20 protein-coding genes and 2 pseudogenes are annotated in these 19,962 nt (G+C 70.0%); 10 read left to right on the plus strand and 12 right to left on the minus strand.

The features are described 5' to 3' along the window. Nucleotides 1-125: 125 nt before the first annotated feature. The 3 genes and pseudogenes from ABTZ94_RS26910 to ABTZ94_RS26920 form a co-directional block, all read left to right on the plus strand. A pseudogene (locus ABTZ94_RS26910) lies at nt 126-257 on the plus strand (class F sortase); the annotation flags it as partial. A gap of 124 nt (nt 258-381) precedes the next feature. Continuing rightward, nucleotides 382-843 carry a universal stress protein gene (locus tag ABTZ94_RS26915; RefSeq protein ID WP_351204274.1) on the plus strand — a complete coding sequence of 154 codons (462 nt, stop codon included), beginning with the start codon at nt 382-384 and terminating at the stop codon, nt 841-843. Nucleotides 844-1,095: 252 nt separating this feature from the next. After that, complete coding sequence (locus ABTZ94_RS26920) at nt 1,096-1,665, plus strand: sigma-70 family RNA polymerase sigma factor (RefSeq protein WP_351204276.1); 570 nt, start codon at nt 1,096-1,098, stop codon at nt 1,663-1,665. Here the strand turns inward: ABTZ94_RS26920 and ABTZ94_RS26925 are convergent. Continuing rightward, the gene (locus ABTZ94_RS26925; RefSeq protein WP_351204278.1) at nt 1,599-1,796 is read right to left on the minus strand and encodes a zf-HC2 domain-containing protein; all 198 of its coding nucleotides are present in this window, start codon (nt 1,794-1,796) and stop codon (nt 1,599-1,601) included. The two genes, ABTZ94_RS26920 and ABTZ94_RS26925, sit on opposite strands and share 67 nt — an antisense overlap. 125 nt (nt 1,797-1,921) lie before the next feature. Between ABTZ94_RS26925 and ABTZ94_RS26930 the strand changes: the two genes are divergently transcribed. After that, complete coding sequence (locus ABTZ94_RS26930) at nt 1,922-2,440, plus strand: hypothetical protein (RefSeq protein WP_351204280.1); 519 nt, start codon at nt 1,922-1,924, stop codon at nt 2,438-2,440. Between the two features lie 19 nt (nt 2,441-2,459). Here ABTZ94_RS26930 and ABTZ94_RS26935 read toward each other — a convergent pair whose 3' ends face one another. The 9 genes from ABTZ94_RS26935 to ABTZ94_RS26975 form a co-directional block, all read right to left on the minus strand. Then, nucleotides 2,460-3,686 carry a sensor histidine kinase gene (locus tag ABTZ94_RS26935; RefSeq protein WP_351204282.1) on the minus strand — a complete coding sequence of 409 codons (1,227 nt, stop codon included), beginning with the start codon at nt 3,684-3,686 and terminating at the stop codon, nt 2,460-2,462. Between the two features lie 217 nt (nt 3,687-3,903). Then, nucleotides 3,904-5,367: a sodium/solute symporter gene (locus ABTZ94_RS26940; RefSeq protein ID WP_351204284.1), complete on the minus strand. Its 1,464-nt coding sequence runs from the start codon at nt 5,365-5,367 to the stop codon at nt 3,904-3,906. Continuing rightward, nucleotides 5,364-5,726, minus strand: coding sequence for a hypothetical protein (locus ABTZ94_RS26945; RefSeq protein ID WP_351204286.1), 363 nt, complete (start codon nt 5,724-5,726; stop codon nt 5,364-5,366). Before ABTZ94_RS26945 ends, ABTZ94_RS26940 begins: the two co-directional genes overlap by 4 nt. 62 nt (nt 5,727-5,788) lie before the next feature. Continuing rightward, nucleotides 5,789-6,541: a LytR/AlgR family response regulator transcription factor gene (locus tag ABTZ94_RS26950; protein WP_351204288.1), complete on the minus strand. Its 753-nt coding sequence runs from the start codon at nt 6,539-6,541 to the stop codon at nt 5,789-5,791. 10 nt (nt 6,542-6,551) lie between these two features. Continuing rightward, nucleotides 6,552-7,427 carry an amidohydrolase family protein gene (locus tag ABTZ94_RS26955; protein WP_351204290.1) on the minus strand — a complete coding sequence of 292 codons (876 nt, stop codon included), beginning with the start codon at nt 7,425-7,427 and terminating at the stop codon, nt 6,552-6,554. 1 nt (nt 7,428) lies between these two features. Then, the gene (locus ABTZ94_RS26960; RefSeq protein WP_351204292.1) at nt 7,429-7,740 is read right to left on the minus strand and encodes an L-rhamnose mutarotase; all 312 of its coding nucleotides are present in this window, start codon (nt 7,738-7,740) and stop codon (nt 7,429-7,431) included. Between the two features lies 1 nt (nt 7,741). Then, nucleotides 7,742-8,737, minus strand: coding sequence for an aldo/keto reductase (locus ABTZ94_RS26965; protein WP_351204312.1), 996 nt, complete (start codon nt 8,735-8,737; stop codon nt 7,742-7,744). Nucleotides 8,738-8,883: 146 nt separating this feature from the next. Then, on the minus strand, nt 8,884-10,275 hold the full coding sequence (locus ABTZ94_RS26970) for a wax ester/triacylglycerol synthase family O-acyltransferase (RefSeq protein WP_351204294.1): 1,392 nt from the start codon (nt 10,273-10,275) through the stop codon (nt 8,884-8,886). 123 nt (nt 10,276-10,398) lie between these two features. Then, on the minus strand, nt 10,399-12,465 hold the full coding sequence (locus ABTZ94_RS26975; RefSeq protein WP_351204296.1) for a SpoIIE family protein phosphatase: 2,067 nt from the start codon (nt 12,463-12,465) through the stop codon (nt 10,399-10,401). Between the two features lie 257 nt (nt 12,466-12,722). On the opposite strand from ABTZ94_RS26975, the gene ABTZ94_RS26980 reads away from it, so the two are divergent. Then, the gene (locus ABTZ94_RS26980; protein WP_351204298.1) at nt 12,723-14,090 is read left to right on the plus strand and encodes an FAD-dependent oxidoreductase; all 1,368 of its coding nucleotides are present in this window, start codon (nt 12,723-12,725) and stop codon (nt 14,088-14,090) included. A gap of 93 nt (nt 14,091-14,183) precedes the next feature. Here ABTZ94_RS26980 and ABTZ94_RS26985 read toward each other — a convergent pair. Next, nucleotides 14,184-14,932, minus strand: a pseudogene (locus ABTZ94_RS26985) (glycoside hydrolase family 18 protein); the annotation flags it as partial. A 132-nt stretch (nt 14,933-15,064) separates the two neighbouring features. On the opposite strand from ABTZ94_RS26985, the gene ABTZ94_RS26990 reads away from it, so the two are divergent. From ABTZ94_RS26990 to ABTZ94_RS27000, 3 genes are read left to right on the plus strand one after another with little or no spacing between them, the layout of a single operon-like run. Next, a complete protein-coding gene (locus ABTZ94_RS26990) occupies nt 15,065-16,114 on the plus strand; it encodes an iron-siderophore ABC transporter substrate-binding protein (RefSeq protein ID WP_351204300.1) in 1,050 nt (349 codons plus the stop codon). Nucleotides 16,115-16,131: 17 nt separating this feature from the next. Beyond that, entirely contained in the window at nt 16,132-17,169 is a 1,038-nt protein-coding gene (locus ABTZ94_RS26995) for a FecCD family ABC transporter permease (RefSeq protein ID WP_351204302.1), read from the plus strand. Then, complete coding sequence (locus ABTZ94_RS27000) at nt 17,166-18,230, plus strand: FecCD family ABC transporter permease (RefSeq protein WP_351204304.1); 1,065 nt, start codon at nt 17,166-17,168, stop codon at nt 18,228-18,230. Before ABTZ94_RS26995 ends, ABTZ94_RS27000 begins: the two co-directional genes overlap by 4 nt. 16 nt (nt 18,231-18,246) lie before the next feature. On the opposite strand, the gene ABTZ94_RS27005 is transcribed toward ABTZ94_RS27000, so the two are convergent. Next, a complete protein-coding gene (locus tag ABTZ94_RS27005; RefSeq protein ID WP_351204306.1) occupies nt 18,247-18,399 on the minus strand; it encodes a hypothetical protein in 153 nt (50 codons plus the stop codon). A 126-nt stretch (nt 18,400-18,525) separates the two neighbouring features. Between ABTZ94_RS27005 and ABTZ94_RS27010 the strand changes: the two genes are divergently transcribed. After that, nucleotides 18,526-19,380: a YndJ family protein gene (locus tag ABTZ94_RS27010; RefSeq protein WP_351204308.1), complete on the plus strand. Its 855-nt coding sequence runs from the start codon at nt 18,526-18,528 to the stop codon at nt 19,378-19,380. After that, nucleotides 19,377-19,889 carry a DUF1990 domain-containing protein gene (locus tag ABTZ94_RS27015; RefSeq protein ID WP_351204310.1) on the plus strand — a complete coding sequence of 171 codons (513 nt, stop codon included), beginning with the start codon at nt 19,377-19,379 and terminating at the stop codon, nt 19,887-19,889. Before ABTZ94_RS27010 ends, ABTZ94_RS27015 begins: the two co-directional genes overlap by 4 nt. Nucleotides 19,890-19,962 lie beyond the last annotated feature (73 nt).

Here is a 19,962-nt window from a genome sequence, read left to right on the forward strand (position 1 = left end):
CCGAGCCCTGTTGCTGGACTCGGGGCAACGGGCGTATCGGGCCGGCGCCACCCGTTCGCCCTTCCCTGATCGCCGCCCGGCTGCCCCGCGCCTAGCGTTCCAAGCGTCGGGACGAAGGGAGAATCATGGGCCGGGACAACTGGCGCGTCGAACGGACCAGGCGCTCGCCGTGGGGCGCCCTCGCCCTGGTGCTGCTCACCGGCCTGGCATTGATGCAGAACGGCGCGGACTTCTCCCTGGGCCCTCCCCGGCCGGCGACACCGGTGACGGAGGGTTTTGCACCCGGTGGAGGGACCGGTTCCGAGGCAACCGGCAGCTCTGTCCGGGACCCTGCCGCAGCCCGGGCCGGAGTCGGCGCCGGGAACGGATAGCCTCACTGCCGTGACAGACCAACAGCCCCACCAGTTCGAACGTGGCACAGACGGTCCAAGGGTGATCGTCGCAGGCCTCGACGGATCCGATTCCTCCATGCGTGCCGCGGCGTACGCGGCGGGGCTCGCCCGTCGTCAGGGGGCGATGCTCGCCCTCGTCTACGTCCAGCCCGTGCTGCCCGCGGGGGCCGCGCTCGGTGCACCCGTCGCAGATACGACCGGAGAGGTCGCGGAGGAGCTGGTGAGCGAGATCCGGAAGGCGACGGAGCGGATGAAGGACATATGGGACGTGCGCTGGGAGTTCCACACCTTCCGCGGTGATCCCTACAACGGGCTCGTGACGGCGGCGGACGAGCTGAAGGCCGATGCCGTCGTGGTGGGAGCGTCGGAGTCGGCCGGGCACCGGTTCATCGGCTCGGTGGCGATCCGGCTGGTGAAGGCGGGCCGTTGGCCCGTCACAGTAGTGCCGTAACCGTCGCGGACCCTCACCTCCGCCCGACGGCACGTTGCCTTTCGTACCGGCCTCACCTGTCGCACCGGCCGCCCGACGCCCGTACGAACACCCCCGTCGACCGCCGCCCGACCGTTCACCGCACCATTCGCCGCACTGCGCGACCGCTCGTCGCACGGAGCCGCCCGTCGCCTGTTCCTCGGCGCCCCGATGCGTTCATATACGCCAGTCGGCAGCGAAGCGGCAGGGCCTCTGCGGGGAAGGGCGTTCACGATGACCACCACAACGACCGATGAGCGGGCCCTGGCGGATCTCCAGCGGGAGCACGGCCCCGCCCTGTTCCACTTCCTGCTCGGGCTGACCTTCGGCGACCGGCAGCGGGCCGAGGATCTGCTCCAGGAGACGCTGGTGCGGGCCTGGCAGCATCCGGAGGCCTTCGACGCCCCGTACGACTCGATGCGGCCCTGGCTCTTCACCGTCGCGCGGCGCCTCGCGATCGATGCGCGCCGCTCCAGGCAGGCCCGGCCGACCGAGGTCAGTGACGTGGTGCTGGAGGCCGCCGCGGGCGAGAAGGACACCGCCGAGTCCACGGTCTCGGCCCTCGATGTACGTGATGCGGTACGCACTCTCAGCCCGGAACACCGCGCGGTCCTCGTCCAGATATATTTCCGCGGGCTGAGCGTGGCTGAGACGGCCCGGGTTCTCGGTATTCCGGCGGGTACGGTCAAGTCCCGGTCCTACTACGCGCTGCGTCAGCTCTCCCGTAACCTACCGGGCTACTCCAGCAGGTCCTCCTCGCTGAGCAGGGCGAGCAGTGACACGGCCTCCGCGACCTCCACATAGTCGGCGGCGCAGCGGTCGCAGGACTGCAGATGGCCGGCGACGCCGCGGGTCTCGCCGGCCGTGAGCGCATCGAGAACATAGGCGCCGAGCAACTGCCGCACGTGCGGGCCCTCCCCAATATCGGTGGTCATCGCATCCTCGTGTCGTGGACGGATCCGGTCGTGACGGATCCTGCCCTTCTGGCCACGCGGGGCGCACTCCCCCGGTTCAATGCTCCGTGGAGCCCGGTGCCGAGAAGAGAAAGAGGCGAGACGGGATGCGCCCGGAACGTCAGGATGGAACCAGTGGCGGCGGGCTGCTGGTCCCGATGGCCTGGATGTACGCCGAGTACATCGCCGACGAGCTGTTGCGGAGCGGCGATCTGATCGAGCCGTCCACGCTGGAGTACCGCGCGGGGCGGGATGCGCTCGCGCTCACCGTCTTCCTCTCCGACGGTGGGATGCCCGACGCCCTGCCCTCGGCCCGGATGGATGAGCTGCGGCTGCTGACGGCGTACGGGGCGGCCTGGCGCGGCTGGGTCTGCGAGCGGCTCGACGCGCTGGAGGAGCCCGCCGGGCTCGGGGCCGGCGGCGCGGATCCCGATCTGGCGCTGGCCCGCGCGGCGTGGCGGTGGCTGGAGGAGACCGAACTGCTCGCGGCCGACCTCGATGCGATCGGTCCGCCGCCCTGGGAACCGATGGGCGGCGAGCCGGACGCGGAGGAGACGGCCCAGGTGTGGACACCGGCCTGGCAGCTGGGGCTGCCGCTGGGGCATCTGGCGATCCATCTGTACTGATCGTCGCCTCACCGGGTGGTCAGGAACCGTGCACCCCCGCACGGTACTTCGGCAGCCGTACCGTGATCTTCATCCCGGCGCCGATTCCCGTCTCGATGACGAGTCCGTAGTCGTCCCCGTACACCTGGCGCAGCCGCTCGTCGACGTTCAGCAGTCCGATTCCGGTGGAGTGGCCGCCCTCGCCGCGCAGGATGTGGCGCAGGCGTTCCGGGTCCATTCCGGTGCCGTTGTCCTCGATGACGACCTCGGCCTCGGATCCGGCATCGAGTGCGCGGATGGTGATGCGGGTCGGGATTTCTGCTCGACCGGAGTTGAGAGCTCGGGGAAGGGTGACGGCTCCTTCGAGGCCGTGTTTGACGGCGTTCTCGACCAGGGGCTGGAGGCAGAGGAACGGCAGGGCGACGGGCAGCACTTCGGGGGCGACCTGGAGGGTGACCGCGAGCCGTTCGCCGAAGCGGGCCCGTACGAGTGCCAGGTACTGGTCGATGGAGTGGAGTTCGTCGGCGAGGGTGGTGAAGTCGCCGTGGCTGCGGAACGAGTAGCGGGTGAAGTCGGCGAATTCCAGCAGGAGTTCGCGGGCCTGCTCGGGGTCGGTGCGGACGAACGAGGCGATGGCGGCCAGTGAGTTGAAGATGAAGTGCGGGGAGATCTGGGCCCGCAGCGCCCTGATCTCGGCCTCGATGAGCTGGGTGCGGGAGCGGTCGAGTTCGGCGAGTTCCAGCTGTACGCAGACCCAGCGGGCCACTTCTCCGGCCGCTCTGGCCAGTACCGCGGATTCGCGCGGGGCGTAGGCGATGAGGGTGCCGAGGACCCTGTGGTCGACGGTGAGTGGCACAGCGACGGCCCAGCGCAGCGGGCAGTCGAGGTCGTCGCAGTCGCTGTGGAAGGCGGTGTCGCGGCCGCTGGCGAGAAGGTCCTGCACCTGGTCCATGACGTGGCGGCCGTGGTGTTCGCCCTCGCCGTCCCAGACGAGGACCCGGTCGCGGTCGGTGAGGCAGAGGGCGTCGGTGCCGAGCAGGGAGCGGAGCCTGCGGGCGGATTTGCGGGCGCTCTCCTCCGTGAGTCCGGCGCGCAGTGGGGGCGCGGCGAGCGAGGCGGTGTGCAGGGTCTCGAAGGTGGCGTGCTCAACGGGGGTTCCGACGTCGCTGGTACGGACCGGACGGGCGGTGCGGCGGCCGAGCAGGAAGCCCGCGCCGAGCAGCAGGAGGATGAGCAGGACAAGCACGGCGTATCGGGCTCCGGTCATCGGTTTCTCCCCGAGGTCAGGAGGGCCCGGCAGTGGGCAGCGCGGGTGCAGGAGCGGGGCTGGGGTGCGTGCGTCGCAAGGCGGAGGATCAAGGCGGATGGAGTCTCCCCTGCTCGAACGCGGCTGAGAGCTTGGGGAAGGAGCCTTGGTGATCGACGACAACGCCGCGAGGTGCGTACCCCGGCCCTGCGACGCCGCGAAGCCCGCTGCCGGGCCCTCACAGCGCTTCCGGCAGGTGGAAGCGGGTCATGGCGGCGTTCGTGCCGGAAGGTATCCGGCCGGGCGTGGCGAGGGACACCAGGACCATGGCGAGAAAGCCGACCGGCACCGACCAGACGGCGGGCCAGGCGAGCAGGGCGTGCGGCCAGCCGGGCGGACGTACCGCGCCGCTGACGGTGATGGCGACGGACAGGAACGCGGAACCACCGCCGAGCAGCAGCCCGGCGATCGCGCCGGGCGGGGTGAGCCGCCGCCACCAGATGCCGAGGACCAGCAGCGGGCAGAACGAGGACGCGGAGACGGCGAACGCCATCCCGACCGAGTCGGCAACCGGCACCCGGCTGACCATCAGCGAACCGGCCAGCGGTACGCACATGGCGAGGACCGTGGCCAGCCGGAAGTGCCGTACCCCGCGCGACGGGAGCACGTCCTGAGTGATGACTCCGGCGACGGCCATCGTGAGGCCGGAGGCGGTCGACAGGAACGCGGCGAAGGCGCCGCCCGCGATGAGCGCGCCGAGCAGATCCCCGCCGAGCCCACCGATGACACGCTCGGGCAGCAGCAGTACGGCGGCGTCCGCGTCCCCGCCGTGGATCAGCTCGGGAGCGTACAGCCTGCCCAGGGCGCCATAGACCGGTGGCAATAGGTAGAACACGCCGATGAGGGCGAGGACGGCGACCGTCGTACGGCGGGCGTCGCGGCCATTGGGGCTGGTGTAGAAGCGGACGACGACATGCGGGAGGCCCATGGTGCCGAGAAACGTCGCGACGATCAGCCCGTAGGTGGCGTACAGCGGATGGTCGGCGCGGAAGACGGAGAGCTGCTCGTCGAAGGTGAAGCGGGGCCGGCCGTCGCTCTGCCAGGCGAGCACCAGGAAGATCGCGGGGACGAGGAGTGCAGTCAGTTTCAGCCAGTACTGGAAGACCTGGACGAAGGTGATGGACCGCATGCCGCCCGCGGCGACGGCGATGACGACGACGGACGCCACGAGCACATCACCGAGCCAGCCGGGCGCCCCGGTAAGGATCTTGAGCGTCAGCCCCGCGCCCTGGAGCTGCGGTACGAGATAGAGCCAGCCCGCCGCGACGACGAAGACGCTCACCAGCCTGCGCACCTGTCGCGATTCCAGCCGCCCCTCGGCGAAGTCGGGCAGGGTGTACGCCCCCGAGCGGCGCAGCGGTGCGGCGACGAAGACCAGCAGCACGAGATAGCCCGCGGTGTATCCGACCGGGTACCAGAGCATGTCCGGGCCGTACACGAGCACCAGGCCGGCGATGCCGAGGAAGGAGGCGGCGGAGAGGTATTCACCGCTGATCGCCGCGGCGTTGAGCCGGGGTCGTACGGTGCGTGAGGCGACGTAGAAGTCGGAGGTGGTACGGGAGATGCGCAGCCCGAAACCGCCGACGAGTACGGTCGCGACGACGACGACGGCGACAGCCGCCACCGCGTACGAACGGCTCACTGTGCGGTGCGGCCTTCCACGAGCCGGGCGAAGTCGCGTTCGTTGCGCTCGGCCCGTCGCACGTACCACCAGGCGGTCAGAGTCAGTGGCGGATACGCGGCGAACCCGAGGACGGCCCAGACGAGCGCGGCGCTGTGCAGGGCTTCGAAGACCAGCGGCAGTGTGCCGACAACCACGGCGAGGACGGTGAACGCGGTGAGCCCGGCGCGCAATTGGCTGCGCATCAGCGAACGCACATAGGCGCCGCCGAGTGCGGTCTGCTCGTCGATCTCCGACTGGGTGCGGTAGCGCGGCAGCGGGCGCACCCGCCGGGGCTCCCCCGTCACCACTTCACGCCGGGGTGTTGGCTCTGCGGACATGGGCCCGGAGTGTACGCAGCACCGGTCCCCCGTGGGAAGGGTTCGAGTCCGGTAGGGCCTGGTCAGCGGCCGGTCCGGCGCATCAGCAGATCGCGCAGCGCGCGGGTGTGGCGACGGCTCACGGCGAGCTCCGCGGTGCCGATGCGCACGCTCATGCTGCCCGCATCGAGGCGGAGTTCGTCGATCCGCCCCAGCGCGACGAGATGGCGGCGGTGGATGCGTACGAAGCCGCGCGAGCGCCAGCGCTCCTCCAGGGTGGTGAGGGGGACGCGGACGAGGTGGCTGCCGTTGCCGGTGTGCAGCCGGGCATAGTCACCCTGGGCCTCGGCGTAGGCGATGTCGTCGATCGGGATGAACCGGGTCACTCCGCCGAGCTCCACCGGTATCTGGTCGTTCGCGGTGTCGAGTACGGGTGCGGAGCGGTCGCCGACCTGTTCGGCCACACGCCGTACCGCTTCGGCGAGGCGTTCGCGGCGGACCGGCTTGAGGACGTAGTCGACGGCCTTGAGGTCGAAGGCGTGGACGGCGAAGCCCTCGTGTGCGGTGACGAAGACGATGAGCGGGGGCGCAGCGAATCCGGCCAGCAGCTGGGCGACGTCGAGACCGGTGAGGCCCGCCATGTGGATGTCGAGGAAGACGACGTCGATGGCGGAGGGGTCGTCGGGGCCCGCCTCGACGGCGCTGCCGATGCGGCGCAGCGCCTCGGTGGCCCCGGTCGCGCCCTCGGCGCTGCGGATGCGGGGATCGGCGCGCAGGAGGTAGAGGAGTTCCTCCAGGGCGGGTTCTTCGTCGTCGACGGCGAGTACGCGCAGCATGGGCCGGAGTTTAGACCGACCGGCCAATGCGTCGGAGACCGTACACGCGCTCGGCCGTGGTGGCGAGGACGCGAGCCCGCTCGTCCTCGGTGAGGGCGTCGGTCAGGGTGCGTGCCGCGTCGACGACCTCCTCGTACGTCGCCGCGAGCCGGCACACCGGCCAGTCCGAACCGAACATCAGCCGGCCGGGGCCGAAGGCGTCCAGAACGGTGTCGGCGTACGGGCGCAGATCGCTCACGGTCCAGGAGTGCGCGTCGGCCTCGGTGACCAGGCCGGAGAGTTTGCACACGGTGTTGGGGCGAGCGGCGAGCGCCCGGAGGTCGTCGGCCCAGGGGTGCAGTTCACCGGCGGCGACGGGCGGCTTGCCGGCGTGGTCGAGTACGAAGGTCAGCTCGGGCAGCAGGGCTGCGGCCTCGACGGTGGCGGGCAGCTGATGGGCCTGGACGACGAGGTCGTAGACGAGCCCTGCGCCTGCGACGGCACGCAGTCCTCGCCGGACGTCGGGGCGCAGCAGCCACTCGAGGTCGGGTTCGCCCTGGATCTGGTGGCGGATACCGACGAGCCGGTCGCCGCCGGGGAGTTCACACAGCGCGGCAAGGGTGTCGGCGACGTCCGGCGCCGTCAGGTCGCACCAGCCGACGACACCCGCGACGAGGTCGCTGCCGTGGGCGAGGGCCAGGAACTCGGGGGTCTCCTCGGGGACGGTGACGGTCTGGACGAGGACGGTGGCGTACACCCCGACGGCGCGTGCCTCGGGCTCCAGGTCGGCGAGGGTGAACGTACGCCGGAGCGGGGCCAGTTCATCGCCGGTGATCCAGTCCTGGTCGCGCACCGACAGATCCCACACATGGTGATGGGCGTCGACGATCCGTTGCTGATCGGACATGTCACAGCTCCCAGACGACCGGGAGGCCGGCTTCGGCACCGTCCGACGAGTAGTCGTGCGCGACGTCGAGGAGCTCATCCATCCTGGCCTGCCAGGCGTCGTTGACGGGGAGCTTCTCCAGTTCGGCGAGGAGTGCGGCGTAGTCCTCGCAGTCGATGACGTGGAAGAGATCGGTGCCGCTGCGCCAGATCGTCCAGGACGTGGCGCCCGCTGCTCGGATCGCGGTGGTCAGCTCCGCGGGGACTTCGCGGTGCGCGGCCTCGTACTCCTCGATGCGGTCGGCGCGGACCTTGGTGTGCAGGGCGATTCTCATGTCAGTGTCCGTCCTCGGTCAGCAGGCCCTCGGCGCGCAAGTCGTCCCAGAGGGCGTCCGGAATCTCGCGGCGGAGCAGGGCGGCGGCGTCGCGCACCTCGTCCGGGGAGCGGGCGCCGACGAGCACTCCGGCGACGGCCGGGTGCGCGAGCGGGTAGTGGAGGGCCGCGGCCCGCAAGGGGACGCCATGGCCCTCGGTGACTGCTTGGATACGCAGGGCCCGGTCCAGGAGGGCCGGGGGCGCGGCCTTGTAGTCGTAGGTGGCACCGGGGCGCGGGTCGGCGAGCAGCCCGGAGTTGAAGACCCCGCCTAGGACGACGCTGCGGCCGCGGGCGGCGGCCTCGGGCAGCAGTTCGGTCAGGGCGGACTGGTCGAGGAGGGTGTATCGGCCCGCGCAGAGCACGACGTCGACGTCGGTGTCGCGCACGAAGCGGGTGAGCATCGCGGTCTGGTTCATGCCCGCGCCGATGGCACCGATGACACCCTGTGCACGCAGCTTCTCCAGTTCCGGGTATGCCTCGTTGAACGCGGTCTCCGCATGGTCGTCGGGGTCGTGCAGATACGCGATGTCGATGCGGTCGAGGCCGAGCCGTTCCAGGCTGTCCTCGATGCTGCGGCGTACACCGTCGGCGCTGAAGTCCCAGCGGCGGCGGTGCGTGGCCCGTACGGCGAAGCCCTCGGAGAGACCGTCGGACACGCTCCCGCAGGCGGCGTCGGTGTCGGCGGGCAGCGGGTCGAGCACCCGTCCCACCTTGGTGGACAGCACGTACGAGTCCCGGGGTCTGGCGCGCAGGGCCTCGCCGAGCCGTCGTTCGGAGAGGCCGAGTCCGTAGTGCGGCGCGGTGTCGAAGCAGCGGACGCCCTCGTACCATGCCGCGTCGACGGCGGCCGCCGCCTGTGCGGGGTCGACGGCGCTGAAGAGATTGCCGATGGCAGCCGCTCCGAAGGACAGCTCGGTGACCTCGACCGCGCTGCTCCCCAGCCTGTTGCGCCGCATGCTGCCGCCGCCCTCCCCGGTGATCGCTTCCTGCACACAGCGAATATTCATCGGATCACTTGGACACGTCAACACCTCGGGCACCATGAACCGCGGCACTTTCCGAGAAACCTGTCCGATCTATGACCGATCTGGGCGCAGACCGTTCACCGAGCGGGCAGCAGTGCCAGCAGCTGCGCCACCTCGTCGTCGGCGCAGCCCGCCAGCCGCTCCAGATCGGGCAGTGCCTTGCCGTCGGCCACCAGCCCGACCCGCACCCGGCCGCCGTATGTGGACAGGGCGATGGCCAGGGACTGACCCCGGGCCAGCGGCGCCATCGGATAGACGGCACGCAGCGGGCAGCCGCCGAGCGACAGTGCCGAGCGCGGCAGGGGCACGCTGGTGACCAGGACGTCGAAGAGCATCCTGGCCGCGTTCCCGGCGATCGGCGCGCCGAAGCGGTGGGCCAGCGAGGGCAGTTGATCGGCCAGCACGGCCACCGCGCCGGCACCGCGGAAGGGCCCTGCGGACTTGTTGCGGTCCATGGCGGTGCGGACGGCACGCAGCCGCTTCCAGGGGTCGGGCTCGGAGACGGGGAGCCCGAGCAGATAGGCGGAGAGCTTGTTCCCGGTCGCGGCGGCCTGGCCCGGTCTGCGGCGGGAGACCGGCACCAGGGCGCGCGGGTCCTCGGCGGGCAGCGGTTCGCCGCGCTCCAGCATCCAGCGGCGCAGCGCCCCGGCGACGACCGCGAGCAGGACGTCGTTGGTCGTGCCTCCGGCGGCCCGCCGGATCCGCTGGACGGCATCGAGGTCCAGATCCGCGGTGGCGAGCCGCCGGGTGCCGCTGGAGCTCGCGGTGAGTGCGGGCGCGCCGCGCAGATCGAGGCGGCTGGCCCGCACCATGGAGGCACCGACCCCGAACGCCCGGCCGAGATCCTCGATCCGGCCCAGCGCGAGGCCGGCCACCTGGCGCGGGCCCGGCATCCAGGAGCGGGGCGGGACCGTGCGCGCCCGGCGGGTGGGCATGCCACTGCGGGCGCGTCCGGCGCCGGAAGCGATCTCGTCGAAGATCCCGGCTCCGATGGCGACCGCGCGCATTCCGTCGGCGAGCGCATGGTGGAGCTTGACGAGCACGGCGAAGGAGCCGCCGTCGGCGCCGCCGATCACATACATCTGCCAGGGCGGCAGGCCCCGTTCGAGCGGCTGCTCCATCAGTTCACCGGCGAGCCGGGTGGCGCCCGCCATGAATCCGCCGTCCTCACCCCGCGACTCCGCCTCGGTCAGCTGCGCCCGCTCGATGTGCCGGTGCACATCGAAGTCCTTGTCCACGAACCAGGCCGCACCGCCGACCGGCAGCAGTACGTCCCTGACTCGCATCCGCAGCCGGGGAATCGCGGCGGCGCGGGCGCCCAGCAACTCCAGCACGGCCTCCGGGCCGACGCCGTGCGCCGGGTCGGGAGGAGGGGAGAAGACGGCGAGCGCGCCGAGATGCATGGGGTGGGCATCGGATTCGAGGTGCCAGAAGGCCAGATCGAGAGGTGCCAGTAGCTCAGTGCCCAACGGGTCCTCATGTCATCGAAAGACAAAAGACTGACGGAGTCGCAGTCAATCGTTCGCGGTCGGTTACGGTCAAGCACTGACATGTTACGTTCTGTTACTGTCGAGTAGTGATCAACTTTGCCGTCATTCGTGTTCCGGAATGACGAATTCACACCACACGCACTTGCCGCTGCCCCGCGGCTCCACACCCCACAGGTCCGCCAGCCGGTCCACCAGCATCAGACCTCGCCCGGACACCCCGGCCTCCCCAGCGTCCCGGCGCCGGGGCAGCGCGCTGGAACGGTCCTCGACGTCGACCCGCAGCCGCCGCTCGGGCCCGGTGAGCACTCGGACGGTGACGATCGCCCCGCCGTCGGTGTGCATCAGCGCGTTGGTGACCAGCTCGTCGGCGGCCAGCTCGACCTCGTCGGCCCGCGCCTTGGCGCCCCAGGCCCGTACCGCCGCACGGATCATGTGCCGCGCGGAGCTCAGCGCCTCCGGGTCGCCCTGTGCCACATGCTGTTGGAGCCTGCCGCCCGGCCGGGGTGCGTGAGCGGCCTTTCGGCGCAGCAGCAGGACTGCCACATCGTCCTCGCCGCCACGCTCGTCGACCTCCTCGCAGAGCTGGTCGGCCAGCCGCTGGAGGTCCTGCGGACCGTTGCGCACCATGGACGTCAGCAGCTGCATGCCCTCGTCGAGATCGGCGCCGGGCAGCTCCACCAGACCGTCGGTGAACAGCACCAGCGTCTGACCGGGGTCCAGCTCGACCGTGCTGACCGGGTATTCGAGCCGCCCGAACTCGGCCGAGAGCCCCAGCGGCAGCCCGCCCTCCACGGGCAGCCTCCGGCAGCTGCCGTCGGTGTCACGCACCAGCGGATCCACATGACCGGCCCTGACCAGCTGCACCACTCCGGTCGTCAGATCGGCCTCGGCGTAGGAGCAGGTCGCGAAGCGGTCGGTGTCCAGCTCATGGAGGAACACGGAGGCCCGGGCCATCACCGTGGCGGGACTGTGCCCCTCCGCCGCGTAGGCGCGCAGCACGATGCGCAGCTGCCCCATGACGGCCGCGGCATGCGTGTCATGGCCCTGCACGTCCCCGATGACGGCCCCGACCCGGCCACCGGGCAGTGGGATGACGTCGTACCAGTCACCCCCGATGCCCCGGCCCAGCCGGGCCGACCGGTACCGCACGGCGACCTGTGCGCCCGGCACGTCCGGGATCCGGCGCGGCAGCATGGCCTGCTGGAGCCCCTCGGCGAGATCGTGCTCCTGCTCGTACAGCATGGCCCGCTGCAGACTCTGGGCAATGGAACTGCCGAGCGCGACGAGCAGATTGCGTTCGTCGCCGGTGAAGCCGCCCTTGTCGCTGTAGAGCAGTCCGAGTGCACCGATGGGCCGGGCCTGGGCGATCAGTGGCAGATAGGCGGCGGACGTGATGCCGAGGTGGCTGATGTGGGGCCACAGGATCGGGTACGAGAGGGCGAAATCCGTGGCGGACTCGATGAAGCGGGGCGAGAGCGTACGTACCACTTCGCTCATCGGGTACGGCTCGTCCGTCCGGGTGTAGCGGGTACCGGGCACGAACGAGCCCTCCGGGCCGTCCGCCACCAGATGGATGCGTCCGGCCTCCATCAGGCCCACGACCAGGCTGGTCGCACCGAGATGCGCCAGGCCCTGCGAGTTCTTCAGCACGTCGATGACGTCCCGGACCGTCCGGGCGTGGGCCAGCGCGGCCGTGGTGCCCTCCACCAGACTGGTGCGGCGTTGCCGCTCCATGTCCAGTTCGCGGCGGGCGGTGGAGTCGGCCAGCTCCTGGGTGGCGTCGCGGACGATGCCGATGATGCGACGGGGGCGGCCGGTCTCGTCGCGCTGGATGAAACCCTGGGTATGGGTCCAGCGCAGAGTGCCGTCGCGTCTCAGGATCCTGAAATACGCGCCGTAATTTCTCTGCCCGCTCTTGAGTGCCTGCGCGACCATGGCGTCGAGCCGGACGCCCTCGTCCGGCGGCACCCGCGGCGCGAGCGACTCCGGACGGTCGCCGTATTCCTCGGCCCGCAGGTCGAAAACATCGAGTGCGGGCCGGTCCATGTGCATGAGGCCACTGTCGAGGTCCCAGTCGAAGCTGCCCATACGGTTCAGGGCGAGGCTGAGATCCGGGTGGGCGGGCCAGTCGTCGGGGAGTGACAGGGCACCCGCTACCCGATCATCCATGTGGGTCACTCTGTCATCATTTGTCCGATTCTTCGAGCGAACCCCGCCCCGGCGGGGGAGCCGGCGTCACGCATTCGGAACACCTCCCCGCCCCGTTCCGGGCACCGGGCGACAGCACCCCGGACCGCTCGGAAGGCCGCCCGCCCAGAGGTCGCAGGTCAGCAACGGATACCGTGTCCCGTGGAGCACGGTAAGTCCATCCTTACTTCTACCGTGCGCCGCACCGCCCGCCGTTCTAATCTAAGGACCTTCACTCCATGACCCGCCCCGTCCGCGTCGCCATAGTCGGAGCCGGCCCCGCCGGAATCTACGCAGCGGACGCGCTGCTGAAATCCGAGGCTGCACAGGACCCGGGTGTTTCGATCGACCTGTTCGAGCGGATGCCCGCCCCCTTCGGCCTGATCCGCTACGGAGTGGCCCCCGACCACCCGCGGATCAAAGGCATCGTCCAGGCACTGCACCAGGTGCTCGACAAGCCGCAGTTGCGGCTGTTCGGCAACGTCGACTACCCCGCCGACATCGACCTGGACGATCTGCGGTCCTTCTACGACGCGGTGATCTTCTCCACCGGGGCCGACGCGGACCGCGCGCTCGACATCCCCGGCAGCTCCCTGGACGGCTCCCACGGCGCGGCCGACTTCGTCTCCTGGTACGACGGACACCCCGATGTGGCCCGCACCTGGCCTCTGGAAGCGGAGAGGGTCGCCGTGCTCGGGGTGGGCAATGTGGCCCTGGACGTGGCACGCGTGCTCGCCAAAACGGCGGACGAACTGCTGCCGACCGAGATACCCGCGAACGTCTACGAGGGTCTCAAGGCCAACAAGGCCCTGGAAGTGCATGTCTTCGGACGTCGCGGTCCCGCGCAGGCCAAGTTCAGCCCGATGGAACTGCGGGAGCTGGACCACTCACCGAACATCGAGGTCATCGTCAACCCCGAGGACATCGAGTACGACGCGGGCTCGATCGAGACCCGGCGCGGCAACAAGCAAGCCAACATGGTCGCCTCAACGCTGGAGAACTGGGCCATCCGCGACGTGGGCGACCGGCCGCACAAGCTGTTCCTCCACTTCTTCGAATCCCCGGTGGAGATCCTCGGCGAGGACGGCCGGGTCGTCGGTCTGCGCACCGAGCGGACCGAGCTGGACGGCACCGGGAACGTCAAGGGCACCGGACGCTTCACCGACTGGGACGTACAGAGCGTCTACCGCGCGGTCGGTTACTACTCGCAGGAGCTCCCGAAGCTCCCGTTCGACGTGACCTCCGGCACCGTCCCGCACGCTGCGGGGCGCGTCGTCGAAGGCGAGGGGCCCATGCCGTCGGTGTACGTCACGGGGTGGATCAAGCGCGGCCCGATCGGTCTGATCGGCCACACCAAGGGCGACGCCAACGAGACGGTCGCCTGCCTCCTGGACGACCACGCCACGGGCCGGCTGCCCGCCCCGGAACAGCCCGAACCGGAGGCCGTCACCGCCTTCCTGGAGGAGCGCGGCGTCCGCTACACCACCCGCGAGGGCTGGTACCGGCTGGACGCGCACGAGCGGGCCCTGGGCGCGGAGCAGGGACGCGAGAGGATCAAGGTCGTGGAGCGCGACGCCATGCTGGACGCTTCCGAGCCACGCCCCTGACAGTAGGCACCGATGCCCGGTCGGCCACCATCGGCGGCCGACCGGAAGGGCAGCTCCGTCCGTCTCGGCAGAGCTGCCCGGCTTGTGATCCGCTCAACGGGCCTGCGGCGCCTGGACGTTGTCGCCGAACGTCCACCTCTTCGCCCCGTCCCGGTTGAGCGACCAGGCCATCAGGCCCTTGAGGCTGCTGCCGTAGCGGTTGCACGCCTGCGACACCCGACCGGGCGTCATACAGCCGCTTCCGGCACCCGGTCGGGCCGGGAGTCCCGGCATCCGCATGCCGTAGGGGACCTTGATCGTGGCGTCCTGGACGACAAGGCCCTTGTTCAGACAGTCCGTCTGCGCGGTGAATCCTTCGACCGTGCCGACGCGGTACGAGTCGCCCGCGCACCCATACACGCTGCCGTTGAAGTGCTGCATTTTCAGCCACCACAGGCGGCCGTTGTCCGCGTACTTCTTCACGATGGACAGACAGGCGCCCCGGATCGAGCCGTACGCGATGCTCCCACCGGTGACACAGGCCGTCTCCGGCACCACCGTCAGGCCGAAGTTCGAGGGCATCCGGGCGAGCACACCTCGACGATGCGAATGAGGTTGGCCTGCGGGGGCGACACCTGATTGATGTCGCCACTGCCGGTCGGACCGGTCTCGATCTCGATACGGTCGAAGTTGCACTCCTTCAGGATCGGCACCACCGCATCGGCGAACCGGTCGGCGACGGCACTGGAGTTGAGGTCGATACCCGCGATCGAACCCCTGATGGACATCAGGGTGGTGAGCCCGGCACCCTTCGCCCGTCACAACTCGGCCGGGGACGGGACCTTCACGGTCGAGTCCATTCCCGTCCTCCCGCGAGGCGGCCCCGGCAACCCGGGCCGGTTGTAGACGGAAGTCAAGTTAGCTTAGGCTTACCTAAACCTTCGCATTCCGCGCGGGATCCAACGGCTCCGTCCACCAACCCATGAGGAACACCCATGTCCCGGTTCACCCGCGTGCGTCGCCGGACGCTCGCCGCAACTGCCACCGCCGCAGCTTTCGTTCTCGTCCTCGGTGGTTGTTCGTCGAGCGACGACGGCAAGGAGACCTCCGGCGCATCCGGGAAGAGCGGCGGAGCGTTCCCCGTCTCGATCAAGAGTGCGCTCGGCACGGCCGAGATCAAGGAACAGCCCGAACGGATCGTCACCCTCGGCCAGGGCTCGGCGGAGACCGCCATCGCGCTCGGCCACACCCCGGTGGGCATGGAGAGCTACGAGTGGGGCAGCGACAAGACCGGCTATCTGCCCTGGATCCACGAGGCGGTGAAGAAGTCCGGCGACAAGCTGCCGACCCAGTTCACGGGCGGTGAGGACATCGACTTCGAGGCCATCACCGAGCTCGAGCCGGATGTCATCCTGGCGCCATGGTCCGGGATCACGCAGAAGGATTACGACATCCTCAAGGACATCGCCCCCACCGTCGCCTACCCCGATCTGGCGTGGAGCACGAACTGGGACCAGCAGATAGACATCATCGCCAAGGCGCTGGGGCAGCCGGACAAGGCCAAAACCCTCATCTCGAAGATCGAGAAGCAGCTGTCCGACGCGGCGGCGACCCGGCCGAACTACAAGAACTACAAGTTCTCGTACATCTACAACACCGGCCCCGGCACCCTCGGCGTGTTCAAGCCCGACGAGCAGCGCGTCAAGATGGTGTCCTCCCTCGGCCTCACCGTCGACCCGGTGGTGAACACCTTCAAGGAGACCAAGGGCACCGACTCGGCGCTCATCGGCCTGGAGAACGCCGAGAAGCTGAAGGCCAGCGACCTGGTCTTCACCTTCTACATGGACGACAAGTCCCGCAAGGAGATCGAGGCTCAGCCGCTGTACGCGGCGATCCCCGCGGTCAAGAGCGGCGCCGTGGTCTCCAGCAAGGACAACTCCTTCGTCACGGCCTCCTCGATCATCAACCCGCTCACCGTGCCGTGGGTGATCGACCGCTACCTGCCGCAGATCGACAAGGCCATCAAGTCCGCCGACAACAGCTGAGGCTGACCACCACCCACATGGCCACCACCACGCACGCACCACCGAGCGGTGCCGGCGCCTCACGTGCCGGCACTGCTCGGCGGATGTATTCCGTCGTCATCGCAGTCCTCGTCCTCGTTCTCGCCGTGTTCGCGAGCGTCATGTTCGGCAGCCGGACCACCTCGTTCAGCGATGTGCTGCACGTCCTGTCCGGCACCGCCGATCCGAATGTCACCACCATCGTCGAGAGCCGCTGGCCGAGGACCGCGCTCGGTGTACTCGCCGGTCTCTGTCTGGCCGTCGCGGGCACGCTCATGCAGGGCGTGACCCGTAATCCACTGGCCGATCCCGGTCTCCTCGGGATCAATGCGGGCGCCTCCGCGAGCATCGTCGCCGCGACGGCCTTCCTGGGGGCGTTGGGCAGTACGGACACCATGTGGTGGGCGCTGCCCGGTGCGCTGATCGCCGGTCTGCTCGTCCATGCGATCGGATCGGCGGGCTCGGGCGGCGGACTGGTGCGGCTCGTGCTCGCCGGTGCGGTGCTCTCCGCCGTGCTGATGGCGTTCATCCAGGCGGTGACCCTGAGCCGGCCGAAAGTGTTCGACAGCTACCGGTACTGGGTCGTCGGCGCGCTCGGCGGCAGGGACTTCGACGTCTTCCTGTCGGTTCTGCCGTTCGCCGTGGCCGGTCTGGTGATAGCCGCGATGCTGGGGCCCGGCCTCAACACGCTCGCACTCGGTGACTCGACCGCGGCGTCTCTCGGAGCGAATCCGGCCTTGGTCCGGGCGGGCGGGCTGCTTTCGGCCACGCTGCTGAGCGCTGCGGCAACTGCGGCGGTCGGCCCGATCGCCTTCGTCGGCCTGGCGGTTCCGCATGTGGTGCGGGCCCTGGTCGGTGTCGACTTCCGTGTGCAGATCCTTTTCTCGGCGCTGGTCGGTCCCGCGCTGCTGCTCCTCGCGGATGTCGTGGGGCGGGTGGTCATGCGCCCGCAGGAACTGATGGTCGGTGTCGTGACAGCGTTCATCGGAGCGCCCGCACTGCTCATTGCCGTACGCAGGATGAGGGGCAACGCATGACGTCGCATCAGGCCGGATTCCGTACCGCCTCGCCCAGAGGGCTCCTCACGATCGGCCGTTCGGTGGCGCTGCCGTGCCGGCGGGTGTCCGTGCTGACGGCACTCGTGCTGTTCGTGCTGCTCGTGGTGGCCGCCGTCGCCACACTGTCTCTCGGGCGGCTGGGCATTCCGCTCGCCGATCTCGCCGAGGCGGTGACGGGCGGGGCCGAGGGCAAGAACGCGTTCGTCCTGGAACGCCTGCGCGGCCCGCGTCTGGTGGTCGCCCTGGGCACCGGCGGAGCGCTCGGTCTTTCCGGGGCGCTGTTCCAGTCCGTCACCCGCAATCCGCTCGGCAGCCCGGATGTGATCGGGCTGGCGTCCGGCGCCGGAGCGGGCGCCGCGGTCACCGCGCTGATGTTCCCGGACACCGTGCCAGTGGCGCTCGGCGCACTGCTCGGCGCCGTCCTCGCCATGGTGCTGGTCCATGTGTCGACCGGCACCGGATTCCGCAACCCCGCACGGCTCGTCATCGCCGGGATCGGTGTCGCCGCGATCGGCACGGCGGTGACCCAGTACGTCGTCTACGCCATGGAACGGGACCGGGCCGCCGTCCTCACCGCCTACGTCAACGGCAGCCTGTCGGCACGGTCCTGGGACGACGCCACCACGATCTGGCTCGTGCTGCTGGTCGTGGCCCCGCTCACCGCCCTGATCGCACGGCGGCTGGACATCGGGGAGATGGGCGACGACATCGCGGGCGCACTCGGATCCGAACCCCGCAGCACGAAGACGGTCGCCATCGTGCTGGCGATCGTGCTCTCGGCGGGCGCCGTCAGTGTCGCCGGGCCCATCGCGTTCATCTCGCTGACGGCTCCGCAGATCGCCAAGCGGATCACCCGGGTCTCCGGCCCGCACCTGTTGCTGTCGGCGCTGACCGGCGCACTGCTGCTGGTGGTCGCGGATCTCTGCGCCCAGCAACTGCCGCTGTTCGAGAACCTGCCCGTGGGTATCTACACGATGGCCATCGGGGGCGTGTATCTCGGCTGGTTGCTGGTACGGGAGTGGCGCCGGGGAGTGCTGTGAGGCCCTTCGGGGGCTGTCACTCGCCGCTGAAGCAGGTGTACGGCGCCACCGACACGACGGCACGGCTGCCGCCGGGGCCGTAATACAGCGGCCCGACACGCTCCTGGGCCTGGGAGCGGTGGTCGCCGATCGTTACGAGGCCGACGCCGCGTCCGGGGACGATCTCCATGCCGGGCATCCTGCCACCATGACCGGACCCGGCTTCCCCCGCCCCAAGGCCTGTCTTGAACACGTTCAAGACAGGCCTTAGAGTCATCGCCAGCACACTTGAACACGTTCAAGTCGGGGAGTGGTCGTGTCAGTACTGGTCGGTCTGATCGTGATGCTGGGCATGCTGGTGGTGGTTCCGGTGGGGCTGCGGCTGGCCGGTGCGCCCGAGCTGGACCGGATGCGCCGCCTGTGGCCGCTCTTCGCCGTGCCCGGCGCCGTCGCACTCTGGCTGCCGCGCGGCGGGCCCGCCACCACCCTCGCAATCTGCTACGCGCTCGGGACCGCACTCCTCGCCCTGCACGCACCACCACGGCTGCTCCGCAACCTCGCAGCGTCCAAAGCCTCCGCTGTGGCGCCCACCGAGATCGCCCTGCTCACCGCCCTGGTCACGCCTTCGATCGCCGCCATCGCGTTGGTCGCCGAACGCTCGGGGCACACACTCTTCGGCTTCGGGCTCGGCATCCTGGCACTGACCGTGCCGCATTTCCACTTCGCCGGATTCGCCGCCGCGCTGATCTCGGGGCTCGTCTGCCGGATCGCCGACAGCGCCGCAGGAAGGTTCGCTGCACTGAGCGTGCCGCTGGGCACCCTGCTCGTCCTGACCGGCTATTTCATCGGGGACTGGGCCGAGCTGGCCGGGGCAGTCGTTCTGACAGCGGGAATGTGGACCGTCGCCCTGCTCACCTGGCGATCGATCCGCGGCAGGCAACGGGACCCGATCACCCGGCTGCTGCTCGCCACCTCGTCCGCCGTGCTCGTGGCCACCATGGTGCTCGCGCTGAGCTGGGCACTCGGCGAGGCCACCGGGCTGCCTCACCCCACGCTGACGTGGATGGCCGCCACCCACGGTCTCGGCAACGCACTCGGCTTCGCGCTCTGCTCCATGCTTGGCTGGCGCAGGCTCCAGAACCACACCGATCACGAAGGCAGGACCGAATGAGCACCTTCACCTACCCCGAGGTCGGAGCCACTCGCCTCGGCCCGCTCCCCGACGGCTACAAGCACCTGCACCACCGGACCCGGGTCGGGCGCGGCCGGGCCGACTTCGAGGCGGCGGGCGCGGCGGTCACCCAATGGCGCATGCATCGCACCAGCGGAGCCCGGGTCCGCGCGTCGGCGGCCCGCGCCGAGGCCGGGGCCTTTGTGCGGGTGTCGCTCGGCTTCGGCCCGTTCAGGTTCACCGCACCCTGCCGGGTCGTCTGGGCTGCGTACGAGAAGGACCGCATCGGATTCGGCTACGGGACGCTGGCCCGGCACCCCGAGTGCGGCGAGGAGTCCTTCGTGGTGGAGCTGGCGGACGACGGGGCTGTGTGGTTCACCGTCATGGCGTTCAGCCGCCCGGCGGCCTGGCACACCCGGCTCGCGGGGCCCGTCGTACCGGTGATCCAGCGGTGGTACGCCCGCCGGCTCGGCAGCACGCTGCGCCGGATCGTCAGCGAAGGCCGGTAACGACCTCCCCCACGATAGGGAGCGAGCAGCAGTGGTCGCAATCGCCTACGAGCCCGACAGCCTCAGCCCGCTC

This window comes from Streptomyces sp. NPDC002785 (assembly GCF_040295565.1).
Taxonomy (GTDB): Bacteria; Actinomycetota; Actinomycetes; order Streptomycetales; family Streptomycetaceae; genus Streptomyces.